The following is a 21,621-nucleotide window of genomic DNA, read 5'->3' on the forward strand; positions in this document are numbered from 1 at the left end:
GTAACCAAGGAGGGAAGGACCATGCTGAAAAACGTGTCGATCAAGTTGCGACTGCTACTGACCATGGGCTTCATGGGCATCATGCTGATCGTCGGCGGCGCAATGGGCGTCATCGGCCTGCAAACGAGCAATACCACCATGCAGCACATGTACATGAACGAGCTACCGTCTTCCGACGCCATCAACGTGATGCTGACCCGCCTGCTGCAGGCACGCGCCGCGATCAACCGCGTCGCCATGGAACCGCACGCATCCAATGCCGAAGCCCAGTTGAAGCGAGCCGAGAATTTCTATGCGGAGTCCGACGCCGCCTGGAACAAATATCTGGCGTTGCCGATGGAGGGCGAAGAGGAAACCCGTCTGGCGAAGGAAGTCAGCGAAAAACGCGGACTCTATCTGAAAGACGGCAATCAGGCACTGATCGGCGCGCTGCGTGCCGGTCGGGTCGAGGAAGCCACCGGCATCCTGATGACGAAAATGTCGCCGCTTTATCAGGATCTGTCCAAAAGCGCGAACGCGCTGATCGAACTGCAGACGAAAAATGCCGCCGTCGGTTATGAAAACAGCCAGCACATGTTCTCGCTGTTCCGCATGGCGGCCATCGGCGGCGTTCTGTTCGGCCTGCTGGCCGTCGCCATCTCCGCCTTCTTCCTGATCCGCGCGATCAATCGTCCGCTCGAGGAAATGCTGCAGCATTTCGATGCGATCGCGTCGGGCGATTTGACGACGAAGATCGAAATCAGATCGAACAACGAAATGGGCCGGCTGATGCGCGGCCTGCAACAGATGCAGCAGCGCCTGACGGAAACCGTGGCCCGCGTGCGCGAGGGCAGCGTCTCGATCGGCACCGCAACCACGCAGATCGCCGCCGGCAACATGGACCTGTCGAGCCGCACCGAACAGCAGGCTGCGTCGCTGGAGGAAACCGCATCGTCGATGGAAGAGCTGACATCCACCGTCAAGCAGAACGAAGACAATGCACGCCAGGCCAACCAGATGGCAATCTCCGCTTCCGAGGTAGCCGCACGCGGCGGCAGCGTGGTATCCGAAGTCGTCGATACGATGGGATCGATCGATGCATCTGCCAAGAAAATCGTCGACATCATCGGCGTCATCGACGGCATTGCATTCCAGACCAATATCCTCGCATTGAACGCAGCAGTCGAAGCGGCGCGTGCCGGCGAACAGGGACGCGGCTTTGCCGTCGTCGCCAGCGAAGTGCGCAGTCTGGCGCAACGCTCCGCCTCCGCCGCCAAGGAAATCAAGACGCTGATCGACGATTCGGTGCACAAGGTCGATGCCGGCAGCAAGCTGGTTGCACAGGCCGGCGTGACGATGAAAGAAGTGGTCGACAGCGTCAAGCATGTCACCGACATCATGAGCGAAATCCTCGCCGCCAGCCAGGAACAGAGCGCCGGCATCGAGCAGGTCAACACCGCGATCAGCCAGATGGATCAGGTCACGCAGCAGAATGCCGCGCTGGTGGAAGAAGCGGCGGCGGCAGCCTCGTCGCTGGAGGAACAGGCGGCAAAACTGTCTGCCACTGTCAGCGTGTTCAAGGTCGGCGATCACCAGACGACAACGCCGACGGCGCAGGTCGTCAGCCTGCAGCCGCGCCACAAGACGCTGCCACCGGCTGTGCCAAAAACCGCTGCGGCGCCTGCCAGGACACAACGCGTTGCCAATGGCGCACCGGCTGCAGCAGCCGGTAGTGAAGACGACTGGGAACAGTTCTGAGCGCGACGCTTCGTCACGAAACTTCAGCGCATAAAAAAATCCGCCTCAAAGGCGGATTTTTTATGCCACCGGCACGGACATGTACCGGTGAAATGCATCGTCAGATCAGATGATCCAGCATGTCCGGGCCGAACACTTCGCGATGCAGGCGATCCTGTGGCACGCCATGCGCCAGCAGATCGGCCCATTGCTGCTGCATGAACGGCAGCGGGCCGCACATGTAGATGTTCGCCTTGTCGACATCCCATTTCGGCAGCTGCTTGAACTGCATGCGGCCCGGCAGCACTTCCGGATGCGCATCGGCATCTTCCTCGTAGAAAGTCACGCTCTCCAGATTGGGCATCTGCTGCTTCGCCTTTTCGAGATCTGCACGATGCGGATGATGCTCCTGGCGGCGCGCTGCATGCGCGAAGATCACGCGGCGCTTCGGCGATTTCTCGGCGATACGGTTCAAGGTCGAGATCATCGGCGTGATGCCGATACCGGCCGACAGCAGCACGATGGGCTCGTCGCCCTCCGTCTCCGGCAGAAAATCGCCGAACGGCTTGCTGACCTGCAGCAGGCTGCCGACTTCCACATTGTCATGCAGCCAGTTCGATACTTCGCCGGCCGGCGTTTCGTCGCCTGCCACTTCACGCTTGACCGAGATGCGCAGATGCTGGCGATCCGGCGCATCGGAGAGGCTGTACTGGCGCAGCTGGCGCATACCGCTCGGCAGTTGCACCGCCACACTCACGTACTGGCCCGGCTTGAATGAAGGCAGCGCCACGCCATCCAGCGGCACCATCGTGAACGACTTGACCAGTTCGCTTTCCTTGCTGATTTCGGTGACGCGCATGTTGAATAGCGCGCCCGGAATGATGCCGGCTTCCGCGTACAGCTTGCTTTCTTCTTCGATCAGCGCCTTTGCCAGCAAGCCGTAAGCTTCTGCCCAGGCTTCGATCAGTTCTGGCGTCGCTGCATCACCCAGCACCTTCTTGATTGCGCCCAGCAGATGATGGCCAACGATCGGATAGTAGGCTGCGGTGATACCCAGCGACACGTGCTTGTGCACGATGCGCGAAATCACCGGCGCCAGCGCGGCGGCGTTGTCGATGTTCGCCGCGTAGGCAAACACGGCCGATGCGAGCGACTGCTGTTGTGCGCCGCTGGCCTGGTTGCCGGCATTGAAGGTATTGCGCAGATGCGGGTAGTTTTCGAACAGGTCTTGATAGAACACCTTGGTAATGGTCAGACCATGTTCGCGAAGGACTGGAACGCTTGCGTCGATGTACGGACGGGATGCTGCGGATAACATGAACACTCCTTTTTGTGGCATTTAAAATGCAACTTTAAAACTCCGAAAAAGACCCCGAAGGGTCTCGACACTTCTACTGCTTGATCTAGGCCGCGCGACCCATCGTGAAACTGCGGTGCATCTTCACGATGTATTCGCCGGTATTGCCGTCGACAATGTCGGCCAGCGTGTATTCATCCATGGCGCTGTAAAACGCCTCGATGCCGTCGCGTAGTATTGCGCGCAGCCGGCAATCGCCTGACAAGCGGCAACCGATGCCTTCGCAATCGACCGCCTCGTTGTCGCCTTCCAGCACCCGCAGCACGCCGCCGATGCGCAGGCTGCTGGCGTCGGTCGCGAGCCGGATGCCGCCGTTACGGCCGCGCACTGCATCGATCCAGCCCATCTTCGCCATCGTGCCGACGACCTTGACCAGATGGTTGTGCGGTACGTCGAACTGCTGCGAAACCTCGGACACCGTTACCGGCGGCGTGCGCGTTTCCTTTGCCAAGTACATCAGCACGCGCAATCCGATATCTGAGAACCGGGTCAACTTCATCGGTCAGTGCCCTCCACGACGATCACCATTCTATTAAATATGCATTTTAAAAGCAACAAATTTATTCCCGTTGCTATTGCCTGTTTTCTTGCTTGTTTCCCTGCCTGCTTTATTCCCGTTTTTGCGCCGATTGATACCTGGCATTCTCTCGATCGGCAGCACTTGTCATGCTGCCAATCCCTGCATAAATCGTCCTTGCAAACATCGGACCGGCAAACTGCCGATGCTAGAATGTAGCAATATCCGCACCAAGCAAAACCATACAGGGGACACAACATGCTGATCGGCTTCATCGGACTCTTCATCGTCTACGCGATCTCGCACTATCTGATCACGATAAACCGGCGCGATCTGTTCGCGACGATACTGGTGATCGTGCTGCCGTTCCTCGGCCTTTACTATCTCGGCTGGATGTCATTGCTGTACTGTCTGGCGGCTGCGTATCTCGGCACCAAGGCAGGCCTGAAGAAGCTGCAGCGCGCTACGCGTACGCCACGTACGTCCTTCTACAAGGACGATGAAGAACCCCAGAAGTGATTGCTCGCCGCACCATCGCGGCGCATTTTCCCCATCTTCGTGCATGCCGGCGGTGTTTCGCCGGCATTTCGCTTCTGCCGCCGGCTCTCCATACCGGCCGACTATTCTACCCGCACCGCTCCCTTGGTTTTTCGCGCCGCGCTACTTTGCCAGCCAGCGCCAGCATAACCAGGCCAGCACAATCCACACGACAACGACGAGCGCAGCTCCGATCAGGCTTTTCGGTTTTTCACCTTGTACAGCCATCCATTCGCTGGCGCGCTCGCGGCAGACCTGCACGACGTGCGGCGGCAACAAACGTATCGCCAGCCAGATCAGCGCCGGCACCAGCAATACGTCGTCCAGATAGCCAAGCACCGGGATAAAGTCCGGCACCAGATCGATCGGACTCAACGTGTACAGCACAGCTGCGATGCACAGCAGGCGCGCGTGCAGCGGCGTATCCGGATGCTTCCGCGCAAACCACAGCATGACGATGTCGCGCTTCAGGCGGCGTGCCCAATCGCGCAATCTCTGTCTCATTTCATTCCTTCCCTGACGATAGACCAGCAATTGTACGGGCTCCGGATGCTTATAATGAATCGTCTTGTCCCTGCATCAGGAATTTCGCCATGCCCGTTTCCCTCGACCGACTGCTGGTAGTCGGCATTTCATCCCGCGCCCTGTTCGATCTCGAAGCGGAAGAAGCCATCTTCCGCACCCGCGGCCTGGAAAGCTATCGCCAGCACCAGATCGACAACGAGAACGAAATCCTGAAAGCCGGCGCCGGCTTTGCGCTGGTGCGCGCGCTGCTGAAACTGAACGAACTGGCGCCGGGCCAGCGCTTGGTCGAAGTCGTCATCATGTCGCGCAATTCGACCGAAACCTCGTTGCGCATCTTTCATTCGATCGAGCATTACGGCCTCGACATCACGCGCGCCGTGCTGTCCGGCGGCGCATCGCTGGCGCCGTATCTGCGCGCCTTCAACGTCAGCCTGTTCCTGTCGCTGCACGAGGATGACGTGCAGGCGGCAATCGATTCCGGCACCGCCGCCGCGCTGCTGTATCAAAAACCCGCCAACGCCTTCGAGGAGCTGGATCAGATCCGCATCGCCTTCGACGGCGACGCCGTCATCTTCTCCGACGAATCGGAACGCATCTACCAAACGCAGGGCATCGAAGCCTTCGAAAACCACGAGCGCGAAAATGCATTGAAACCGCTGCCGGAAGGACCGTTCGCGCGGCTGCTGAAGGCGTTGTCCTATATCCAGAACAACTTCAAGCACGTATCGTCCGCACCGATCCGCACTGCACTGGTCACCGCGCGTTCGTCGCCGGCGCACGAACGTGTGATCCGCACGCTGCGTGCGTGGGACGTGACGATCGACGAGACCTTCTTCATGGGCGGCGTATCGAAATCCGACGTGCTGGCCGCCTTCAAGCCGCACATGTTCTTCGACGATCAGCCCGGCCATTGCGAACGCGCGTCGACCTATGTGCAGACCGGCCGCGTACCGTCGCGCATCGAACTGAAGGAAGTGAAGAAAGCCTGACACCAGCCTGATGCCGACGTCCAATGAAAAAGCCGCCTCCGTTTGCACGGAAGCGGCTTTTTAGTTTCTGGCGTTTCGTTCTGATGCCGTTCGATCAGCGTTCGGCCACCGCGTCCGCCACGCACAGCGCCGTCATGTTGACGATGCGACGCACTGTCGCCGATGGCGTCAGGATATGCACCGGCTTGTTGCAACCGAGCAGGATCGGACCAATCGCCACGTTCGCGCTGACGGTGGTCTTCAACAGGTTGTACGCGATGTTGGCGGCGTCGATGTTGGGCAAAACCAGCAGGTTCGCATCGTTCTTCAACGTCGTATCCGGCATTGCCTTTTTCAGCAGCGCGGCATTGAGCGCCATGTCGCCATGCATCTCGCCGTCGATTTCCAGTTCGGGCGCACGATGCCGCACCAGCTCGCGCACGCGGCGCATTTTCTGCGCCGATTCGCTGTCGGCACTGCCGAAATTCGAATGCGACAGCAGCGCCACGTAAGGCACCAGACCGAAACGGCGCATCTCTTCCGCCGCCAGCAACGTGATCTCCGCCAGTTGTTCCGCAGTCGGATTCTCGTTGACATGCGTATCGACCAGGAACAACTGGCGGTCCGACAGGATCAGGCAATTCATTGCGCCATACACGTTCACGCCTGCACGCTTGCCCAGCACCTGTTCGATGTAATGCAGATGCAGGTTGTTGCTGCCATACGTGCCGCAGATCATGCCGTCCGCATCGTTCTTGTGAATCGCCATCGCACCGATCAAGGTGTGGCGGCGGCGCATTTCCAGCCGCGCGTACTGCTCGGTCACACCCTTGCGGCGCGTCATCGACAGATAGGTTTCCCAGAAATCGCGATAGCGGTCGTCATGTTCCGGATTGATGATGGTGAAATCGACATCCGGCTTGATGCGCAGGCCGAAGCGTTCGATGCGTTGCGCCAGCACGGCCGGCCGGCCGATCAGGATAGGCGTCGCCAGTTTTTCGTCGACTACCACCTGTACCGCACGCAGCACGCTTTCTTCCTCGCCTTCCGCAAAGACGATACGCTTCGACGCGGAAGGAGTGGTCTTCGCAATATTGAAGATCGGCTTCATGAAGGTGCCGCTGCGGTAGACGAATTGCTGCAGGCGATCCGCATAGGCTTCCATGTCGGCGATCGGCCGCGCCGCCACACCGTCTTCCTGCGCCGCCTTGGCAACAGCCATCGCAATCCTGGTCATCAGGCGCGGATCGAACGACATCGGGATGAAATAGTCGGGGCCGAAGCTGAGGTTGGTGATGCCGTAGGCAGTGGCCACGATATCCGACTGCTCGGCCTGCGCCAGATCGGCGATCGCGTGCACCGCCGCGATTTCCATTGCACGTGTAATCGTGGTGGCCCCGCAATCGAGCGCACCGCGGAAGATGTACGGAAAGCAGAGCGAATTGTTGACCTGGTTCGGATAGTCGGAACGACCGGTCGCGATCACCGCATCGCTGCGCACGGCGCGCACTTCCTCGGGCAGGATTTCCGGTGTCGGATTGGCCAGCGCCATGATCAGCGGTCGTTCCGCCATGGACGCCACCATTTCCGGCTTCAGCACGCCACCGGCGGACAGGCCGAGGAAAATGTCTGCGCCGGCAATCACATCCGCCAGCGTGCGCGCATCGGTCTTCTGCGCAAATTTTTCCTTCGCGGGATCCATCAGTTCGACGCGTCCCTGATACACCACACCGGCCAGATCGGTAACATAGATGTTCTCGCGCACGAAGCCCAGATCCAGCATCATGTCCAGGCAGGCGAGCGCAGCCGCACCAGCGCCGGACACGACCAGTTTGCTTTTGCGAATGTCCTTACCCACCACTTTCAGGCCGTTCAGCATGGCAGCGGCGACGATGATTGCCGTGCCGTGCTGATCGTCGTGGAAGACCGGAATCTTCATGCGTTCGCGCAGCCTGCGCTCGATCTCGAAACATTCCGGCGCCTTGATGTCTTCCAGATTGATGCCACCGAATGTCGGTTCGAGCGATGCGATGATGTCGATCAGCTTGTCGGGATCGGTTTCGTTGATCTCGATATCGAAGACGTCGATACCGGCGAATTTCTTGAACAGTACGCCCTTGCCTTCCATCACCGGTTTGGCCGCCGCCGGGCCGATATTGCCAAGGCCAAGTACCGCCGTGCCATTGGTAATGACTGCAACGAGGTTACCGCGCGCCGTGTAGCGATAGGAATTGGCCGGATCGGCTGCGATTTCCTCGCAGGCTACGGCAACGCCTGGCGTATAGGCCAGCGACAGATCGCGCTGATTGGTGACTTGCTTGGTGGGAGTAACGCTGATTTTGCCGGGCGTGGGAAATTCGTGGTATTCGAGTGCCGCCTGTCTCAGTTTGAGGCGCATTTCTTCTTTCTTGTCGAGGTTCGAATCCATACCGTGCCACGTCCTTGTAAAAAGAGGGAATTTCATTCTATCAGCGGACTATCAGTGTTGCACTGAAGGCGTTGCATGAGGTCTGTGTACAAACCATCAAGCTATCGCCCGCATAAAAACTATCAATTTAGGATTCCCATAGCTCGCCCCTATTTCTTCTGTAGGGCGCCAACATTTGAAATCGGCGCCGGTTTTTCATGATCATGCAATTCATGCAAGGAGAAAAAGATGTCCGGCCAAGCTCGCCTCTTCACTGCCAAACGCCAAGCCGATACCAAAACGGCCCCGCCTGAAAACCAGACCCGCCATCGCGAACAGCAACGCGGCGCCAATGCGCAAAAAGCGCCTGAACCCGCACGCGATACCGTCGAGGATGCCTACGGCGACCTCTCCTGATTGGCGTACCGGCAACGGAACACGGTAAGATGACGGCAATGATCGACACGCGGCAGGCAACCCGACAAGAAAAACCCGCCGCATGCCGAACGTTGCCGCGCCTTTCCGCAACGTGCATCACTTTCTGATGCTTCGTCTGGCGCGGACGAAGACCGAGGCAGGCGCCGTGCGCATGCCCGCAATATGAACGGCCGTGTCCGGCTTGCATCCGACACGGCATCGACATCAGGAAGACAATGAAACCGATCATCATCGTCGGCGCAGGATTGGCCGGCTATACCGTCGCACGCGAATTCCGCAAACTGAATAAAGAAACCCCGCTGATCATGATCACCGCCGATGGCGGCGGCTTCTATTCGAAGCCGATGCTGTCGAATGCGTTCGCGCAGAACAAGGAAGCACAGCAGCTGGTCACGCAGGGCGCCACGCAGATGGCCGAACAGCTGAACGCGACGCTGATGACCAATGTCACCGTCAACGGCATCGATACGCAGGCGAAGAAAATCGATACCAGTTCCGGCGTCGTCGAATACGACAAGCTGGTGCTGGCAGTCGGCGCGCAACCGATCCGTCTCGACATCAAGGGCGACGCCGCGCATCGCGTGCTGTCCGTCAATCACATCGACGACTACGCGACCTTCCGCGAACAGCTGCGCTCGACGAAAAACGCGTCGCCAGTGCGCGTCGCCATCCTCGGTGCCGGTCTGATCGGTTGCGAATTCGCCGACGATCTGGCCGGCGCCGGCCATGCCGTCACGCTGATCGATCCGAGCGCACGCGCGCTGGCGGCGCTGGCTGCACCGGCGCTGTCGGCCGGACTGCAGACGGCACTGTCCGCTCGCGGCGTGCAATTCCGCCTGAACACCGTCGCCGAAAGCGTGGTGCAGGCAGATACCGACCTGCGCGTCGAACTGGCCGACGGCAGCACGGTAGAAGCCGATGTCGTGTTGTCCGCTGTCGGCCTGCGCCCCGATCTGCGTCTGGCGCACGCCGCGCAACTGAAGACCAATCGTGGCATCGTCATCGACGCTGCCGGCCAGACCAGCGCACCGGATGTCTATGCGATTGGCGACTGCGCCGAATACACCTTCCCCGACGGCGCAACCCGCACGCTGCCCTATATCGCTCCCATCATGACCGCCGGCCGCGCGATCGCCCGCACACTGAGCGGCGAACGCACGGAGATCGACCTGAAACCGTCGCCGGTACTGATCAAGACGCCAAGCTATCCGCTCGCGCTGATCGCGCCGGCACCGCATCTGGTCGCCGAGGGAAAATGGCAGGACGAAATCGTCAACGGCAAGACCGTCTGCCGCTTCTACGAAGCCGGCGGCGCGATGGCCGGCTTCGGCGTGTCGCCGCATGACAATGCGATCCGCCAGGAACTGCTGGGCGCGCTGGGCAAGAAAAGCGGCGAATAAAAAAGCATAGACGCGGTATCCAATCCGCCGCTTTTCGCACTGCGCCGCCGGCTTCGTTCGCTCGAGATTGGCGGCGTTTCTTCATCCGCCTTCTGTACAATTGGTCGCATGCTGTCCGAATTCGATCTGATCGCACGCTATTTCGTGCGCCCCTCCCATCCCAAGAACCGTGCCATGCTCGGCATCGGCGACGATTGCGCGTTGCTGGCGCAGGAAGCCGGCATGCAGCTGGCGATCTCGTCCGACATGCTGGTGGAAGGTCGCCATTTCTTCGCCGGTGCCGATCCGTTCAAGCTCGGACACAAGTCGCTGGCAGTCAACCTTTCCGATCTTGCCGCGATGGGCGCGGAACCGGTCGCCTTCACGCTGGCACTGTCGCTGCCCAGCATCGACGAAGCATGGCTGGCCGAATTCTCACGCGGCCTGTTCGCGCTGGCCGATGCGCACGACTGTGAACTGATCGGCGGCGATACGACCAAGGGGCCACTGAACATCTGCATCACCGTCTTCGGCCGCATCCCGGTCGGCGAAGCACTGCGGCGCGATGCCGCACTGCCCGGCGACGACATCTGGATATCGGGTTCGCTCGGCGATGCGCGTCTGGCGCTGGCTAGGCTGTATGGCGAACAGCAGCTGGATGCCGATGCGCTGGCAGAAGCTGCAATCCGCCTGCATACGCCGCAGCCGCGCGTCGCGCTCGGACTGGCATTGCGCGGCATCGCACACGCCGCGCTGGATGTATCCGACGGCCTGGTCGGTGATCTCGGCCACATCCTGAAACGCTCGCGCGTCGGTGCCACGCTGAATGTCGATGCATTACCGGCCGGACCGATGCTGCAACGCCAGTCGCCCGAACTGCGCCGCCGCTTCACGCTGGCCGGCGGCGACGATTACGAACTCTGCTTTACCGCGCCGGCTTCCCGCCGCGACGACGTGCTCGGCGCAGCGCTTGCCGCCGGCACGACCGTGACGCGCATCGGCACCATCGATGCGGAACACGGCACACGCCTGTGCGACGCCAGCGGCGAGGCACTCGACCTGCATCTTTCCTCTTTCGATCATTTCGCTTCACCATGACCGCACAGGCATCCACGCGCGCGACCGCCGTCCGCGCCAACTCCAGTTTCATGCTCGCACATCCAGCGCACCTGCTGGCGCAGGGATTCGGCAGCGGCCTCGCACGCACGATGCCCGGTACCTTCGGCACGCTGTTCGGCTGGCTGTCGTTCAACGTGCTATCGTCACGCTGGCCCGGCATCTTCACGCCGGAAAACTGGCTGTTGATCGTCATCGTCGGCTTCCTGATCGGCATCCCGGCGTGCGCGAAAACGGGCCGCGACCTGGGCGTACCCGATCACGGCAGCATGGTATGGGACGAGATCGTCGCGATCTGGCTGGTGATGCTGTTCGTCACGCCGACCAGTGCGTGGACACAGTTCTGGGCTTTCCTGTTGTTCCGCTTCTTCGACATGGTCAAGCCGCAGCCGATCAAGCACTTCGACCGCACGGTCAAGGGCGGCTTCGGCGTCATGCTCGACGATCTGGTCGCCGCCTTCATGACGCTGCTGGTCTTTGCCATCTGGCGTGCGCTGTAAGGAAACCGCGATGGATGAACTGCTGACACTGGCGGCATTGGCAGGACAAAAACTGAAGGAGCGCGGCCTCGTGCTCGCCACGGCCGAATCCTGCACCGGTGGCGGCGTCGCCCAGGCCATCACGGAAATCGCCGGTTCCTCCGAATGGTTCGACTGCGGTTTCGTCACCTATTCGAATGCCGCAAAAATGGCGCTGCTCGGCGTACCGGCGAATGTGCTGGAACGGCATGGCGCGGTCAGCGCGGAAACCGCTGCGGCCATGTGCGAAGGCACGCTGCGCAACAGTCGCGCGACGGTATCGCTCTCCACCACCGGCATCGCTGGTCCAGGCGGCGCGGTGCCCGGCAAGCCGGTCGGCACCGTCTGGTTCGGCTGGGCACACGGTAAATCGGTACGTACAGAGAAGATGCTATTCGACGGCGATCGCCATGCAGTACGCACGCAATCAATCATTCATGCATTGCGCGGCCTGATGGCGCTGCTGGATGGAACGAACTGAAAAAGCTGAATCGAAGACGAACCGGAAATGAACTGAAGCGGGATGCATCGCATCCGGCGTCTGCGTCATCGACAATGAATCGGCTAAAAACCAGAGCCGAAAATCAGAATTAGAAATCGAAGCTGAAGATCAGAACAGAAAAACCAGCGTGGATACGCCGAGAAGCAGGACGGCGGCCATCGTCTTGGCCGGATGTTTTTCGATCAGGTAATCCATGGGGAGAAGGAAAATTATTGCGTGGCGGCAGTATGCCGAGCACCGCTTCCTTTTCCCATCCCATGAACATGGCAGATCAACTGCCGCGATGATGATTCAATCGCTCTTCATTCAATAACGATTGATTGCGTCGCGCGTTTCCAGTGCGACGCGACGCGAAGCTTGCGCGAACGGTTCGCCGCCTTCACTCTTCGCATACAGGATGGCACGCGACGAATTGATCATCATGCCGGTGCCGGCCTTCGTGCGGCCGGCTTCCACCGTGGCCTTGATGTCGCCACCCTGCGCACCGATGCCCGGAATCAGCAAGGGCATGTCGCCGACGATTTCGCGCACCTGCGCCAGTTCGTTCGGAAAGGTCGCGCCGACCACCAGACCGCACTGGCCGTTGGTGTTCCACTTGTTCGCGACCATCGCCGCCACGTGCTGGTACAAGGGTTTGCCGTCCGCGTTCAGGAACTGCAGGTCGGAGCCGCCGGCATTGGACGTGCGGCACAGCACGATAACGCCGCGATCCTTCCATTCCAGATACGGCTGCACCGAATCGAAACCCATGTACGGATTGACGGTGACCGCATCGGCGCCGTAACGCTCGAACGCTTCGCGTGCATACTGCTCGGCGGTTGCACCGATGTCGCCGCGCTTGGCGTCCAGCACGATAGGCAACTGCGGATGGCGCTTCTTCAGATAGGTGCAGATTTCCTCCAGCTGGTCTTCGGCACGCAGCGCAGCGAAGTAGGCGATCTGCGGCTTGAATGCGCAGACCAGATCGGCCGTCGCATCGATGATCTCCTTGCAGAAGGCGAAGATCGCATCGCTTTTTCCCTGCATCTGGCCGGGGAACTTCGCCGGATCGGGATCGAGCCCGATGCACAGTTGCGAACGACGGTCTTGCCATGCGGCGGATAATTTCTCGATGAAGGTCACGGCTGGATCTCTTGCTGAATGCCGGAATGCGGCTGGAATATGGTCGATACGTGGTCGATACGGTCGAAATGTGCGGCAGATTGCCGCGATGCGTATTGTACCGCGCGTACCACGCAGCACGGCATGGATTACGCCTGCCCGATTGCACCTGACGGATGGCACCGTAGCGCTGTCATGTTATCTTTTCGTCACCGGCGCCATTGAAATCCCTGACGGCGGCAGCACATGGCATGCAGTTCAAACCCCTCATTCCACGGAGAAACGCAATGGCAAAACTATTCAAGTGGCTGACGATGGCAGTACTGGCGTCCATGCTCACCGCCTGCGGCTATAACGACTTTCAGGCCAAGGACGAAGCGACCAAGGCTGCATGGAGCGAAGTCGTCAACCAGTACCAGCGCCGCGCCGATCTGATCCCCAACCTGGTCAACACCGTCAAGGGCTACGCCTCGCACGAGCGCGAAACGCTGGAATCCGTGACGAAGGCGCGCGCTGCCGCCACCAGCTTCCAGGTCACGCCGGAAGTGCTGAACGATCCGCAGGCTTTCGCCCGCTTCCAGCAGGTACAGGGCGAGCTGTCGTCCGCGCTGTCGCGCCTGATGGCGATCTCGGAAAACTATCCGCAACTGAAGGCCGACACCAGCTTCCGCGATCTGCAGTCGCAACTGGAAGGCACGGAGAACCGCATCACCGTCGCCCGCCAGCGCTACATCGCAGCGGTACAGGAATACAACGTGCTGGCGCGCAGCTTCCCGACCAATCTGACGGCGAAGGTGTTCGGCTACGCGGTCAAGCCATCGTTCACGGTCGAGAACGAAAAAGCGATCTCGGCGCCGCCGGCCGTCAATTTCGACAAGTGATCGTCATCCGATGAGAGGTGATGCGACGATGCGCAATGCGATGCCGGGCTGGCTGCTGCGGCTGCACTTATCGCCCGGTTTCCTGACCGGCCTGCTGCTGGCTGTTTTCTTCGCATTGCAGGGCACGCTGGCTGCAGCGCAAGTGCTGCAGTCGGTGCCGCCGCTGAACGCGCGCGTCACCGACCAAGTCGGCATGCTCAACATCGGCCAGCGCACCACGCTGGAAAACGTGCTGGCCGAATACGAACAGCGTACCGGCAGCCAGATCGCGATCCTGCTGGTCGATCGCACCGAACCGGAAACCATCGAGCAATACAGTATTCGCGTCGCCGATGCATGGAAGCTCGGCCGCAAGGGCATAGACGACGGCGTGATCCTGCTGGTAGCCAAGAACAATTCGGCCGCATCGGGCCGCCTGCGCATCGAAACCGGCCGCGGCGTGCAGGGCGTGCTGACCGATGCGCAATCCAAACGCATCCTGCAGGACGTGATCGCACCGCACTTTCGCCAGGGCGATTATTACGGCGGGCTGGCATCGGGCGTTTCCGTCATCACCAGTCTGCTCGACAAGGAAGCCTTTCCCGCACCGGACAAGCAGCAGCGCCATGCAGAAGATGAAGGTTTCGGCATCGCGCCCTTCGTCTTCTTTGCCGTGCTGATCTTCATCACGTTGTGGCGCAGCCGCGGTGGACGCGGTGTCGGGCGGCGCGGACATCGCAGCGACGACTGGGGCAATGCCGCCGGCGTCATCCTCGGCAGCGCAATCGGCAATCATTACGGACGCCGTCCACCGGGAGGATTCGACGGCGGCTTTGGTGGTGGGGGCGGCTTTGGCGGCGGATTCGGCGGCGGCGGTGGTTTTTCCGGCGGCGGAGGCGGCTTCGACGGTGGCGGCGCTTCGGGGAACTGGTGATGAACAGACTGACGCGCACACTACGACACCTGGCAACGAATCGACGCACCGGCAACAAGGCGTTTCCCGTCGAGACGCTGAAAGCCATCCAGGCTGCCATTGCCGAAGGCGAAACCCAGCATCGCGCCGAAGTGCGCCTGATCGTCGAACCGGCGCTCGACCTGGCCGCATCCTGGAACGGCATGACGTCACGCCAGCGCGCACGTGAACTGTTCACGCTGTACGGCATCTGGGACACGGAAGAAAACTGCGGCGTGCTGATCTACATCAATCTCGCCGACCATCAGGTCGAGATCATCGCCGACCGCGGCATCGCGCGTTGCGTGCCGCCTGACGGATGGCAAGCCGTCTGCCGCACGATGACCGACGGTTTCGCGCAGCGCATGTATCACGACAGTGCAATCGCCGGATTGAAGCAGCTGAACGCACTATTGCGCACGCATTTCCCGGAAACCGCTTCGCAAGCAACCGAGGCGCCGTCCAACCAGTTGTCGGACAAACCCATCCTGCTTTAGCGGCACGACGTTTTTAAAGCGCACAACTTCATGCGCATGCAGCGTATGCGGTAAAGAAGCGCGCAATGCAAAGTAATGCATGATGCACATGAAAAAAGCCGGCAGCTTCAACAAGCTGCCGGCTTTTTCTTTGTCAGTATGAATCAGTAGCCCGCTGCCTGACCGTCGCCGCGCGGATCGGTGGCGCCGTAACGCACCTTCGAAGCCGGATCGATCCAGATCGCGCCTGCATGCCCCATCGTATCCGTGTAGTCGTCGACCACGTTGATCGGATGACCGCGCTTCTTCAGTTCATCCGTGACGGCCGAAGGCACGCGTCCCTCGACTTTCAGATCGTTCGATGCCGCGCCCCAGGTACGGCCATGCAGCCAGCGCGGACCGTTGATCGCATCCTGCGGCGACATACCGAAGTCGACGATGCGCGTGACGATCGCTGCCTGCGTCTGCGGCTGGCCTTCGCCGCCCATCGTGCCGTAGACCAGCAGCGGCTTGCCGTTCTTCGTCAGCATCGCCGGGTTCAGCGTATGGAAAGTGCGCTTGCGCGGTTCCAGGTGATTGACGTGGTTCTTGTCCAGCGAGAAGAAGCTGCCGCGGTTCTGCAACAGCACGCCGGTGCCTTTCGGCACGATGCCGGAACCGAAATCGTGATAGACGCTCTGGATCAGCGAGACGGCATTGCCGTCCTTGTCCACCACGCCCAGCCAGATCGTGTCGCCTTTCGGATCGAGCGGCTGGACAGAGGTCGCGGCATGCGCCATCTGGATGCGCTTGGCCTGATCCGTGCCGTGCTGCTGCGACAGCAGGAAATCGAGCGGAATCTTGTTGAAGGCAGGATCGGTCAGATACTTGTCGCGATCGGCGAAGGCTTCCTTGGTCGCCTCGATGATCAGGTGGTAGTAGTCGGCCGTGCCTTCACCCAGTTTCTTCACGTCGAAATTGTTCAGCACGTTCAGGATTTCCAGCGAAGCCATGCCCTGCGTATTCGGCGGCAGATTGTAGGCCACGGTATCGCGATAGTTCACTTTCAGCGGCGTGACCCAATCGGCCTTGTGCGAAGAAAAATCCTTCATCGTCAGCAAGCCGCCGTTTTGCTGCAATTCGTCCACGATCTTCCTGGCGATCGCGCCCTGGTAGAACGCTTTCGCGCCGTCGCTGGCGATGGTGCGCAACGTGCCTGCCAGTTCCGGCTGCTTGAGCACTTCGCCGACGTGATAGATGCTGCCGTCCGGCTTCAGATACGTGTGCTTGAAACCGTCGAAACGCTGCAGGTTGCGGAATTCCTGATCGGCCGGATTGACGTTGATCTTGCTCCATTTTTCCAGCGACGGCGTGACGGCAAAGCCGTTCTCCGCATAGCCGATCGCGCTGTTCAGCAGTTGCGGCCATTTGACCTTGCCGCCCATCGATTTCTGGCCGTAGCGATATGCCTCGTCCCAGCCGGAAATCACGCCGGGCACCGTGTTGGCGGCCAGATAGCCGCGCGCCGGGATCTTTTCCAGTCCTTTCTGCTTATAGAAATCGATGGTGGCCTTTTCGCCCGAACGACCGCTGGCGTTCAGCGCGCGCATTTCGCCGGTCTTGGCGTTGTAGATCAGCCAGAAGTTGTCGCCGCCGATGGTCGTCATCTGCGGATAGACCACGGCCAGCGTGGCCGCCGCCGCAATCGCCGCGTCGATGGCGTTGCCGCCGTCGCGCAGGATCTGCAGTCCGGCCTGGGTCGCCAGATAGTTGGAGGTGGTCACCATGCCCTGCGTGGTCGCCGGGTTGATGCAGCGGGAAGGGGTGTCGCAATACTTCCCGGTAATTTCGAATGCCCCGGCTGCGGAATATGCGCCACTCAACAAGATGGCGCCAGCCAGGCGCGTGCAAAACGATGCCTTGATCACTGTCTTCTCCTGATATCGATTTAATTATTGATTTATTATTTTTTCGATCTAACACATTTGTAACATGTCAGATCGAGCAAAAAGATATCACCAAAAAGAACAACGTTGGGAGATTTTTTGTCGACGTTACGTGCAGGTAATATCGCAGGCAATATCGCAGGCGATATCGTAGGCAATACGGCGGCCGCAGCAGGCAGATGACACGAAGAGCACAAAACCGGCACGAAGGCGGCACAAAGACGTCCCGCCCCATTGCCGGCCTCAGCAGGCCTAGCCTTTTTCGTACACCCACTGCAGCAGCGCGTCCTGGGCCGCCTGCCCGCCTGCGGCATGAATGTCGTTGATGATGCAGACCACCACATAGCGTCGCCCGGATGCTGCCAGCACGTAGCCGGCCACTGCGCGCACGCCATCCAGCGAACCGGTCTTGATATGCGCGTGGCCGGCCACCGTATCGTCCACCAGGCGCTTGCGCATCGTGCCGTCCAGTCCGACCACCGGCATCGACGCCATCAATTCCGGCATTACCGGCGAGCGGAAGGCCGCCGTCAGCATGCGTCCCATCATCGCCGGCGTGACTTGCTCGATGCGCGACAGGCCCGATCCGTTTTCGATCACCAGCTTGGCGGTATCGATGCCCTTGTGATCCAGCCAGCCCTTGACGACCACGGCGGCCGCCTCCGGCGTCGCCGGCAGGTTGCCGGTTTCCGCTGCGATCGTCAGCAGCAGCTGACGCGCCATCACGTTGTTGCTGTACTTGTTGATGTCGCGCACGACTTCCGGCAGCGACGGCGATTGCCATTCAGCGACCAGACGCGCCTCTGCCGGCGTCACGCCTTCCGTTACCGCACCCGAGAACACGCCGCCGGACTCGCGCCACAGTTCGCGGAACACGCGGCCGAAGTACTCGGTACTGCTCAGTCCGTACGGATGCAGATACCAGGTCTTTTCGCCGCAGGAAGACGGATAGCTGCCATCGAAGCGCAAGCTGCCGTTATCGAGTTGTGCATTCAACCCCGATTGCCAGTCACCGCACGGTCCGTTCGACAATACCGGCGCGGCAATCGGCATGCCAGCCACCGGCGGATCGGTCTGCACGGCAACAGCCAGATGCATGGGCTGCGGCAGGAAATGCAGCGCCAGCACCTTGTAGTTCAGCAGCAGCGCATCGGGGCCTGCGTTATACGGTTTCGCCGGCTCATCGTCGAAGCGCGCCGGATCGTAGGGCATGGAAGCAAACACGCTGCGATCCAGCACCAGATTGCCGCGTATCTCGCGAATGCCGGATGCGCGCACCTGCCGCAGCAGTTGCCAGAATTTTTCCGTCACCAGTTTGGGATCGCCGCTGCCCTTGATGATCAGGTCGCCGTTCAGCACGTCGCCGTCCTGCGTACCGGTCGCATACACACCCGTCTTCCAGGTGAATGCAGGGCCGAGCAGATCGAGTGCCGCATTGCTCGTCACCAGCTTCATCGTCGAAGCGGGATTGAAGCCGGCTTCGGCATTCAATGTCAGCATCGGCGCCGCACCCGTCACCTGCTGCACATACACGCCCACAGCCTGCAGCGGAATCGCGCTGCGATTGAGCGCATCGGTCACGGCGGCCGGCAGGCGTTGAGCCGACACCGACGACATAAGCGAAAGAAACAGAATGCAGAGGCAGGAAAAATATTTGGCGATTCGCATGGCGGCAGGCTGAATGGACAGTGCCGGAATTATTGCATGGGGATCGCATCGCCTGCCCGATCACCTGTCCACAGGCATCCGGCACATGGCGGAACGCGCAGCAAACCGCATTACAATGGAATGCCCGAACGCAACAGACCAGACATCAAGGAACCGCATGCCGACATCCGTTCTTTCGCACTGCCGTCTTTGCATCCATCTGCACACTTTGCCGGCGGGATGCTGACGTGATTCCAGCTTACGAACCGCTGGTGCGCGCCATCGGCTGGATCGACGGCATCGCATTCGGTCTGGCACTGCTGCTGATACTGGCGGCCGGTACGCTGCGCATCGCGCAGCAAAAAAAGCGGCGCAGGGAACAGGACTTTCTCGCCGTCTGGCGTCCGCTGCTGCTGAACGCACTCACCTCTTCCGTTCCTCCGCAATTGCCCGCACTGGCCGCCGACGAACGCGTGCCCTTCCTGAACCTATGGAACAGCCTGATGCGCGACGCCGCAGGAGAGACGGCGCACAACCTGATCGACGTCGCCCGCGCCATCGGTTGCGACCGTTTCGCACGACACATGCTGCGTCACGGCAGCCGCGCCGAATGCCTGCTGGCGACCATCGCGCTCGGCCATCTGTGCGACCAGATTGCGCGCGAAGCGCTGACCACGCAGACGCTGGCCGCCGACAGCATCACCTCGCTGCACGCCTTCCACGCACTGATCCGCATCGATGCCGATACGACAGCCGCCGAATTGACACCGCTGCTGCTGGCACGCACCGACTGGTCGATCGTACAGATCGCCGCCATTCTGCAATCAGCACAGAATGCGTTCGCGCCGGCCTTGCTCACCGCCGCGGCCGAGCGTACTGCAGAACATCTGCCGCGCACGCTGAGATTGCTGGAAGCGTTGCATCTGTCACCGCCACCTGCCGCCCTCGCTTCCTTGCTGGCACGGGACGACATGGAAACCGTTACCGCGGCGCTGCGCACCATCCACGATGCGGAAATGCTGCCGCAAGTACGTCCTCTACTGCAGCACGGCGACTGGCGCGTCCGCCTGCAGGCTGCCAAGGTTGTCGGACGTCTCGGCGAAGAAACGGATGTCAACCGGCTGGTACCGCTGCTGGCCGATGCCGAATGGTGGGTTCGCTATCGCACCGCGCAGGCGCTGGTCGGCATGCCTTCCTTCGGACGCGTCGAAGCCGAAATGCTGCGCGACAACCTGGCTGACCGCTTTGCCCGCGACATGCTGGCGCAGGCGCTCGCGGAAAAGGATGCAGCATGAGCGCGCATCTCTGGGCAAGCTGGCTGGCATCCGCCATCCTCGCCTATTTCCTGCTGTCACGCACCGGCAATATCCTGCTGAACCTGCTGTCCATACGCAAGCTGCGCGACATCGAACGGGAACGGCTGCTGGCCGACCTGCCACAACTGCACTCGGGACTGGAACAGCCGATCAGCATTCTGCTGCCGCTGCAAGGGACAGAAAAGGATGCGACCGTCGCCGCCGTGCGTGCATTGCTGCAGATGGAACATGCGGCGTACGAGCTCATCGTCATCCACGATACCGATACCGATGGCGACGGCGGCGCCACGATGGCTGCGCTGACGCACGCCTTCGATCTGCATCCGTTTCCCGAAACCTACCGCATGCGCATTCCGACGCAGGCGATTCGCGGCATCCATCGTTCGACGCGCCACCGCAATCTGCGCATCGTCGACAAGCAGACCGGCGGCCTGGCCGATGCGCTGAACGCCGGCATCAACGCCGCGCGCCATCCGCTGTACTGCAGCGTCGATACCGGCATGCTGCTACGCCGCGACTGTCTGCAGCGGCTGGCAGCGCCCTTCATCAACGAAAGCGGCATCGTCGCCACCGTAGCAGCGCTGCATGCCGCCAACGATGCCGCGATTACGGAAGGCCTGCTCTTCGACAGGCTGCCCCTGCCACGCCGCTGGTTGCCGCGCCTGCAGGTCGTCGAACTGCTGCGCAGCGCGCTGTGCGCGCCGCTCGGCTGGTCGGTCTGCAATGCGATGCCGCACGCGCCTTCTGCACTGGCTCTGTTGCGCATCGATGCAGCGATGCAGGCAGGCGGCTACGATGCGACTGCGGTCGATCCGCAGGCGGAGCTGATTCTTCGCCTGCAACGCACGCTGCGAACGCAAGGCAGGCAACATGGCCTGCGCTTCGTTGCCGAACCGGTCTGCGCACGCGCGGTCGCTGCATCATGGCCGGACTGGTCGCAGCAGCGATCGGCGTGGCAGCAAGGCCTGTCCGATACCTTGCACCGCAATCGTCGCTGGCCACCGATGTGTGCCGGTCTGGCCGGCTGGCTGGCCTATCCGTTCACGCTGCTGTGCGAAGCATGGGGGCCGCTGATCGAAACGTTCGGTTATCTGTTCATGCTGGTCGCGTTGGTCTTCGGCCTGCTGCCGATGTCGGTGTTCTGCGCTTTCCTGACTGTGGCGATCGGATTCGGAATTCTGCTGTCGCTATCCAGCGTCCTGCTGGAAGACATGGCGTTGCACAGCTATCCGGCCGGTAGCGATGCGGCGGTGCTGGCGCTGTCTGCCGTGCTGTTCAATTTTGGTTATGCACAACTGGATGTCGGCTGCCGCGCGCTGGCGATGCTGCGTCCGCAAGATACGAAGGCCGGCTGACGCCGCGAT

At 60.9% G+C, this 21,621-nt stretch carries 20 protein-coding genes; 13 read left to right on the plus strand and 7 right to left on the minus strand.

Translation table 11 applies throughout. The features are described from left to right. The first annotated feature begins 21 nt into the window (after nucleotides 1-21). Complete coding sequence (locus ACO1VH_RS05880) at nucleotides 22-1,737, plus strand: methyl-accepting chemotaxis protein (protein WP_486243394.1); 1,716 nt, start codon at nucleotides 22-24, stop codon at nucleotides 1,735-1,737. Nucleotides 1,738-1,837: 100 nt separating this feature from the next. Here ACO1VH_RS05880 and hmpA read toward each other — a convergent pair whose 3' ends face one another. Continuing rightward, nucleotides 1,838-3,034: an NO-inducible flavohemoprotein gene (hmpA, locus tag ACO1VH_RS05885; RefSeq protein ID WP_486243396.1), complete on the minus strand. Its 1,197-nt coding sequence runs from the start codon at nucleotides 3,032-3,034 to the stop codon at nucleotides 1,838-1,840. Nucleotides 3,035-3,119: 85 nt separating this feature from the next. After that, entirely contained in the window at nucleotides 3,120-3,572 is a 453-nt protein-coding gene (locus ACO1VH_RS05890; protein WP_486243398.1) for an Rrf2 family transcriptional regulator, read from the minus strand. A gap of 276 nt (nucleotides 3,573-3,848) precedes the next feature. Between ACO1VH_RS05890 and ACO1VH_RS05895 the strand changes: the two genes are divergently transcribed. Then, the gene (locus tag ACO1VH_RS05895; protein ID WP_486243400.1) at nucleotides 3,849-4,109 is read left to right on the plus strand and encodes a hypothetical protein; all 261 of its coding nucleotides are present in this window, start codon (nucleotides 3,849-3,851) and stop codon (nucleotides 4,107-4,109) included. 141 nt (nucleotides 4,110-4,250) lie between these two features. Here the strand turns inward: ACO1VH_RS05895 and ACO1VH_RS05900 are convergent, their stop codons facing one another. After that, nucleotides 4,251-4,631, minus strand: a complete 381-nt coding sequence (locus ACO1VH_RS05900; RefSeq protein ID WP_486243402.1) for a YkvA family protein — start codon at nucleotides 4,629-4,631, stop codon at nucleotides 4,251-4,253. An 89-nt stretch (nucleotides 4,632-4,720) separates the two neighbouring features. Between ACO1VH_RS05900 and ACO1VH_RS05905 the strand changes: the two genes are divergently transcribed. Further along, nucleotides 4,721-5,641 (plus strand): 5'-nucleotidase, encoded by a 921-nt coding sequence (locus tag ACO1VH_RS05905; RefSeq protein WP_486243404.1) that lies wholly within the window; start codon nucleotides 4,721-4,723, stop codon nucleotides 5,639-5,641. A 94-nt stretch (nucleotides 5,642-5,735) separates the two neighbouring features. Here ACO1VH_RS05905 and ACO1VH_RS05910 read toward each other — a convergent pair whose 3' ends face one another. Further along, entirely contained in the window at nucleotides 5,736-8,048 is a 2,313-nt protein-coding gene (locus ACO1VH_RS05910) for an NADP-dependent malic enzyme (RefSeq protein ID WP_486243407.1), read from the minus strand. A gap of 228 nt (nucleotides 8,049-8,276) precedes the next feature. On the opposite strand from ACO1VH_RS05910, the gene ACO1VH_RS05915 reads away from it, so the two are divergent. The 5 genes from ACO1VH_RS05915 to ACO1VH_RS05935 all read left to right on the plus strand — a co-directional run bounded on the left by ACO1VH_RS05915 (nucleotide 8,277) and on the right by ACO1VH_RS05935 (nucleotide 11,959). Further along, complete coding sequence (locus ACO1VH_RS05915) at nucleotides 8,277-8,444, plus strand: hypothetical protein (protein ID WP_486243409.1); 168 nt, start codon at nucleotides 8,277-8,279, stop codon at nucleotides 8,442-8,444. A 236-nt stretch (nucleotides 8,445-8,680) separates the two neighbouring features. Further along, entirely contained in the window at nucleotides 8,681-9,865 is a 1,185-nt protein-coding gene (locus ACO1VH_RS05920; protein WP_486243411.1) for an FAD-dependent oxidoreductase, read from the plus strand. A gap of 108 nt (nucleotides 9,866-9,973) precedes the next feature. Continuing rightward, nucleotides 9,974-10,942 carry a thiamine-phosphate kinase gene (gene thiL, locus ACO1VH_RS05925; protein ID WP_486243413.1) on the plus strand — a complete coding sequence of 323 codons (969 nt, stop codon included), beginning with the start codon at nucleotides 9,974-9,976 and terminating at the stop codon, nucleotides 10,940-10,942. Then, the gene (locus ACO1VH_RS05930; protein WP_486243415.1) at nucleotides 10,939-11,460 is read left to right on the plus strand and encodes a phosphatidylglycerophosphatase A family protein; all 522 of its coding nucleotides are present in this window, start codon (nucleotides 10,939-10,941) and stop codon (nucleotides 11,458-11,460) included. The genes thiL and ACO1VH_RS05930 overlap by 4 nt, the downstream gene beginning before the upstream one ends. A gap of 10 nt (nucleotides 11,461-11,470) precedes the next feature. After that, the gene (locus tag ACO1VH_RS05935; protein ID WP_486243417.1) at nucleotides 11,471-11,959 is read left to right on the plus strand and encodes a CinA family protein; all 489 of its coding nucleotides are present in this window, start codon (nucleotides 11,471-11,473) and stop codon (nucleotides 11,957-11,959) included. A 327-nt stretch (nucleotides 11,960-12,286) separates the two neighbouring features. On the opposite strand, the gene pyrF is transcribed toward ACO1VH_RS05935, so the two are convergent. Beyond that, entirely contained in the window at nucleotides 12,287-13,102 is an 816-nt protein-coding gene (gene pyrF / locus ACO1VH_RS05940) for an orotidine-5'-phosphate decarboxylase (RefSeq protein ID WP_486243419.1), read from the minus strand. 266 nt (nucleotides 13,103-13,368) lie between these two features. Here pyrF and ACO1VH_RS05945 point away from each other — a divergent pair, with 266 nt between their 5' ends. The 3 genes from ACO1VH_RS05945 to ACO1VH_RS05955 are packed head-to-tail and all read left to right on the plus strand — an operon-like array spanning nucleotide 13,369 to nucleotide 15,390. Continuing rightward, on the plus strand, nucleotides 13,369-13,962 hold the full coding sequence (locus tag ACO1VH_RS05945) for a LemA family protein (protein ID WP_486243421.1): 594 nt from the start codon (nucleotides 13,369-13,371) through the stop codon (nucleotides 13,960-13,962). Between the two features lie 40 nt (nucleotides 13,963-14,002). Next, complete coding sequence (locus ACO1VH_RS05950; RefSeq protein ID WP_486243620.1) at nucleotides 14,003-14,875, plus strand: TPM domain-containing protein; 873 nt, start codon at nucleotides 14,003-14,005, stop codon at nucleotides 14,873-14,875. Then, nucleotides 14,875-15,390, plus strand: coding sequence for a TPM domain-containing protein (locus tag ACO1VH_RS05955; protein WP_486243422.1), 516 nt, complete (start codon nucleotides 14,875-14,877; stop codon nucleotides 15,388-15,390). The genes ACO1VH_RS05950 and ACO1VH_RS05955 overlap by 1 nt, the downstream gene beginning before the upstream one ends. A gap of 143 nt (nucleotides 15,391-15,533) precedes the next feature. On the opposite strand, the gene ggt is transcribed toward ACO1VH_RS05955, so the two are convergent. Then, complete coding sequence (gene ggt / locus ACO1VH_RS05960) at nucleotides 15,534-17,135, minus strand: gamma-glutamyltransferase (RefSeq protein ID WP_486243622.1); 1,602 nt, start codon at nucleotides 17,133-17,135, stop codon at nucleotides 15,534-15,536. Between the two features lie 411 nt (nucleotides 17,136-17,546). After that, the gene (gene dacB, locus ACO1VH_RS05965) at nucleotides 17,547-18,911 is read right to left on the minus strand and encodes a D-alanyl-D-alanine carboxypeptidase/D-alanyl-D-alanine endopeptidase (protein ID WP_486243624.1); all 1,365 of its coding nucleotides are present in this window, start codon (nucleotides 18,909-18,911) and stop codon (nucleotides 17,547-17,549) included. A gap of 278 nt (nucleotides 18,912-19,189) precedes the next feature. Here dacB and ACO1VH_RS05970 point away from each other — a divergent pair, with 278 nt between their 5' ends. Continuing rightward, nucleotides 19,190-20,236 (plus strand): HEAT repeat domain-containing protein, encoded by a 1,047-nt coding sequence (locus ACO1VH_RS05970; protein WP_486243424.1) that lies wholly within the window; start codon nucleotides 19,190-19,192, stop codon nucleotides 20,234-20,236. Further along, a complete protein-coding gene (locus ACO1VH_RS05975) occupies nucleotides 20,233-21,612 on the plus strand; it encodes a glycosyltransferase family protein (RefSeq protein WP_486243426.1) in 1,380 nt (459 codons plus the stop codon). The genes ACO1VH_RS05970 and ACO1VH_RS05975 overlap by 4 nt, the downstream gene beginning before the upstream one ends. Nucleotides 21,613-21,621 lie beyond the last annotated feature (9 nt).

It is taken from the genome of Oxalicibacterium sp., assembly GCF_057353965.1.

What these genes read in the sequence shown, in the direction of transcription:
- ACO1VH_RS05890 (WP_486243398.1), bottom strand. Translation starts at nt 3,572, where the DNA reads ATGAAGTTGACCCGGTTCTCAGATATCGGATTGCGCGTGCTGATGTAC.
- ACO1VH_RS05930 (WP_486243415.1), top strand. Translation starts at nt 10,939, where the DNA reads ATGACCGCACAGGCATCCACGCGCGCGACCGCCGTCCGCGCCAACTCC.
- ACO1VH_RS05910 (WP_486243407.1), bottom strand. Translation starts at nt 8,048, where the DNA reads ATGGATTCGAACCTCGACAAGAAAGAAGAAATGCGCCTCAAACTGAGA.
- hmpA (WP_486243396.1), bottom strand. Translation starts at nt 3,034, where the DNA reads ATGTTATCCGCAGCATCCCGTCCGTACATCGACGCAAGCGTTCCAGTC.
- ACO1VH_RS05955 (WP_486243422.1), top strand. Translation starts at nt 14,875, where the DNA reads ATGAACAGACTGACGCGCACACTACGACACCTGGCAACGAATCGACGC.
- ACO1VH_RS05900 (WP_486243402.1), bottom strand. Translation starts at nt 4,631, where the DNA reads ATGAGACAGAGATTGCGCGATTGGGCACGCCGCCTGAAGCGCGACATC.
- ACO1VH_RS05975 (WP_486243426.1), top strand. Translation starts at nt 20,233, where the DNA reads ATGAGCGCGCATCTCTGGGCAAGCTGGCTGGCATCCGCCATCCTCGCC.
- ACO1VH_RS05950 (WP_486243620.1), top strand. Translation starts at nt 14,003, where the DNA reads ATGCCGGGCTGGCTGCTGCGGCTGCACTTATCGCCCGGTTTCCTGACC.
- ACO1VH_RS05905 (WP_486243404.1), top strand. Translation starts at nt 4,721, where the DNA reads ATGCCCGTTTCCCTCGACCGACTGCTGGTAGTCGGCATTTCATCCCGC.
- ACO1VH_RS05895 (WP_486243400.1), top strand. Translation starts at nt 3,849, where the DNA reads ATGCTGATCGGCTTCATCGGACTCTTCATCGTCTACGCGATCTCGCAC.
- ACO1VH_RS05935 (WP_486243417.1), top strand. Translation starts at nt 11,471, where the DNA reads ATGGATGAACTGCTGACACTGGCGGCATTGGCAGGACAAAAACTGAAG.
- ggt (WP_486243622.1), bottom strand. Translation starts at nt 17,135, where the DNA reads ATGGTGACCACCTCCAACTATCTGGCGACCCAGGCCGGACTGCAGATC.
- ACO1VH_RS05920 (WP_486243411.1), top strand. Translation starts at nt 8,681, where the DNA reads ATGAAACCGATCATCATCGTCGGCGCAGGATTGGCCGGCTATACCGTC.
- ACO1VH_RS05945 (WP_486243421.1), top strand. Translation starts at nt 13,369, where the DNA reads ATGGCAAAACTATTCAAGTGGCTGACGATGGCAGTACTGGCGTCCATG.
- dacB (WP_486243624.1), bottom strand. Translation starts at nt 18,911, where the DNA reads ATGTCGTCGGTGTCGGCTCAACGCCTGCCGGCCGCCGTGACCGATGCG.
- ACO1VH_RS05880 (WP_486243394.1), top strand. Translation starts at nt 22, where the DNA reads ATGCTGAAAAACGTGTCGATCAAGTTGCGACTGCTACTGACCATGGGC.
- thiL (WP_486243413.1), top strand. Translation starts at nt 9,974, where the DNA reads ATGCTGTCCGAATTCGATCTGATCGCACGCTATTTCGTGCGCCCCTCC.
- ACO1VH_RS05915 (WP_486243409.1), top strand. Translation starts at nt 8,277, where the DNA reads ATGTCCGGCCAAGCTCGCCTCTTCACTGCCAAACGCCAAGCCGATACC.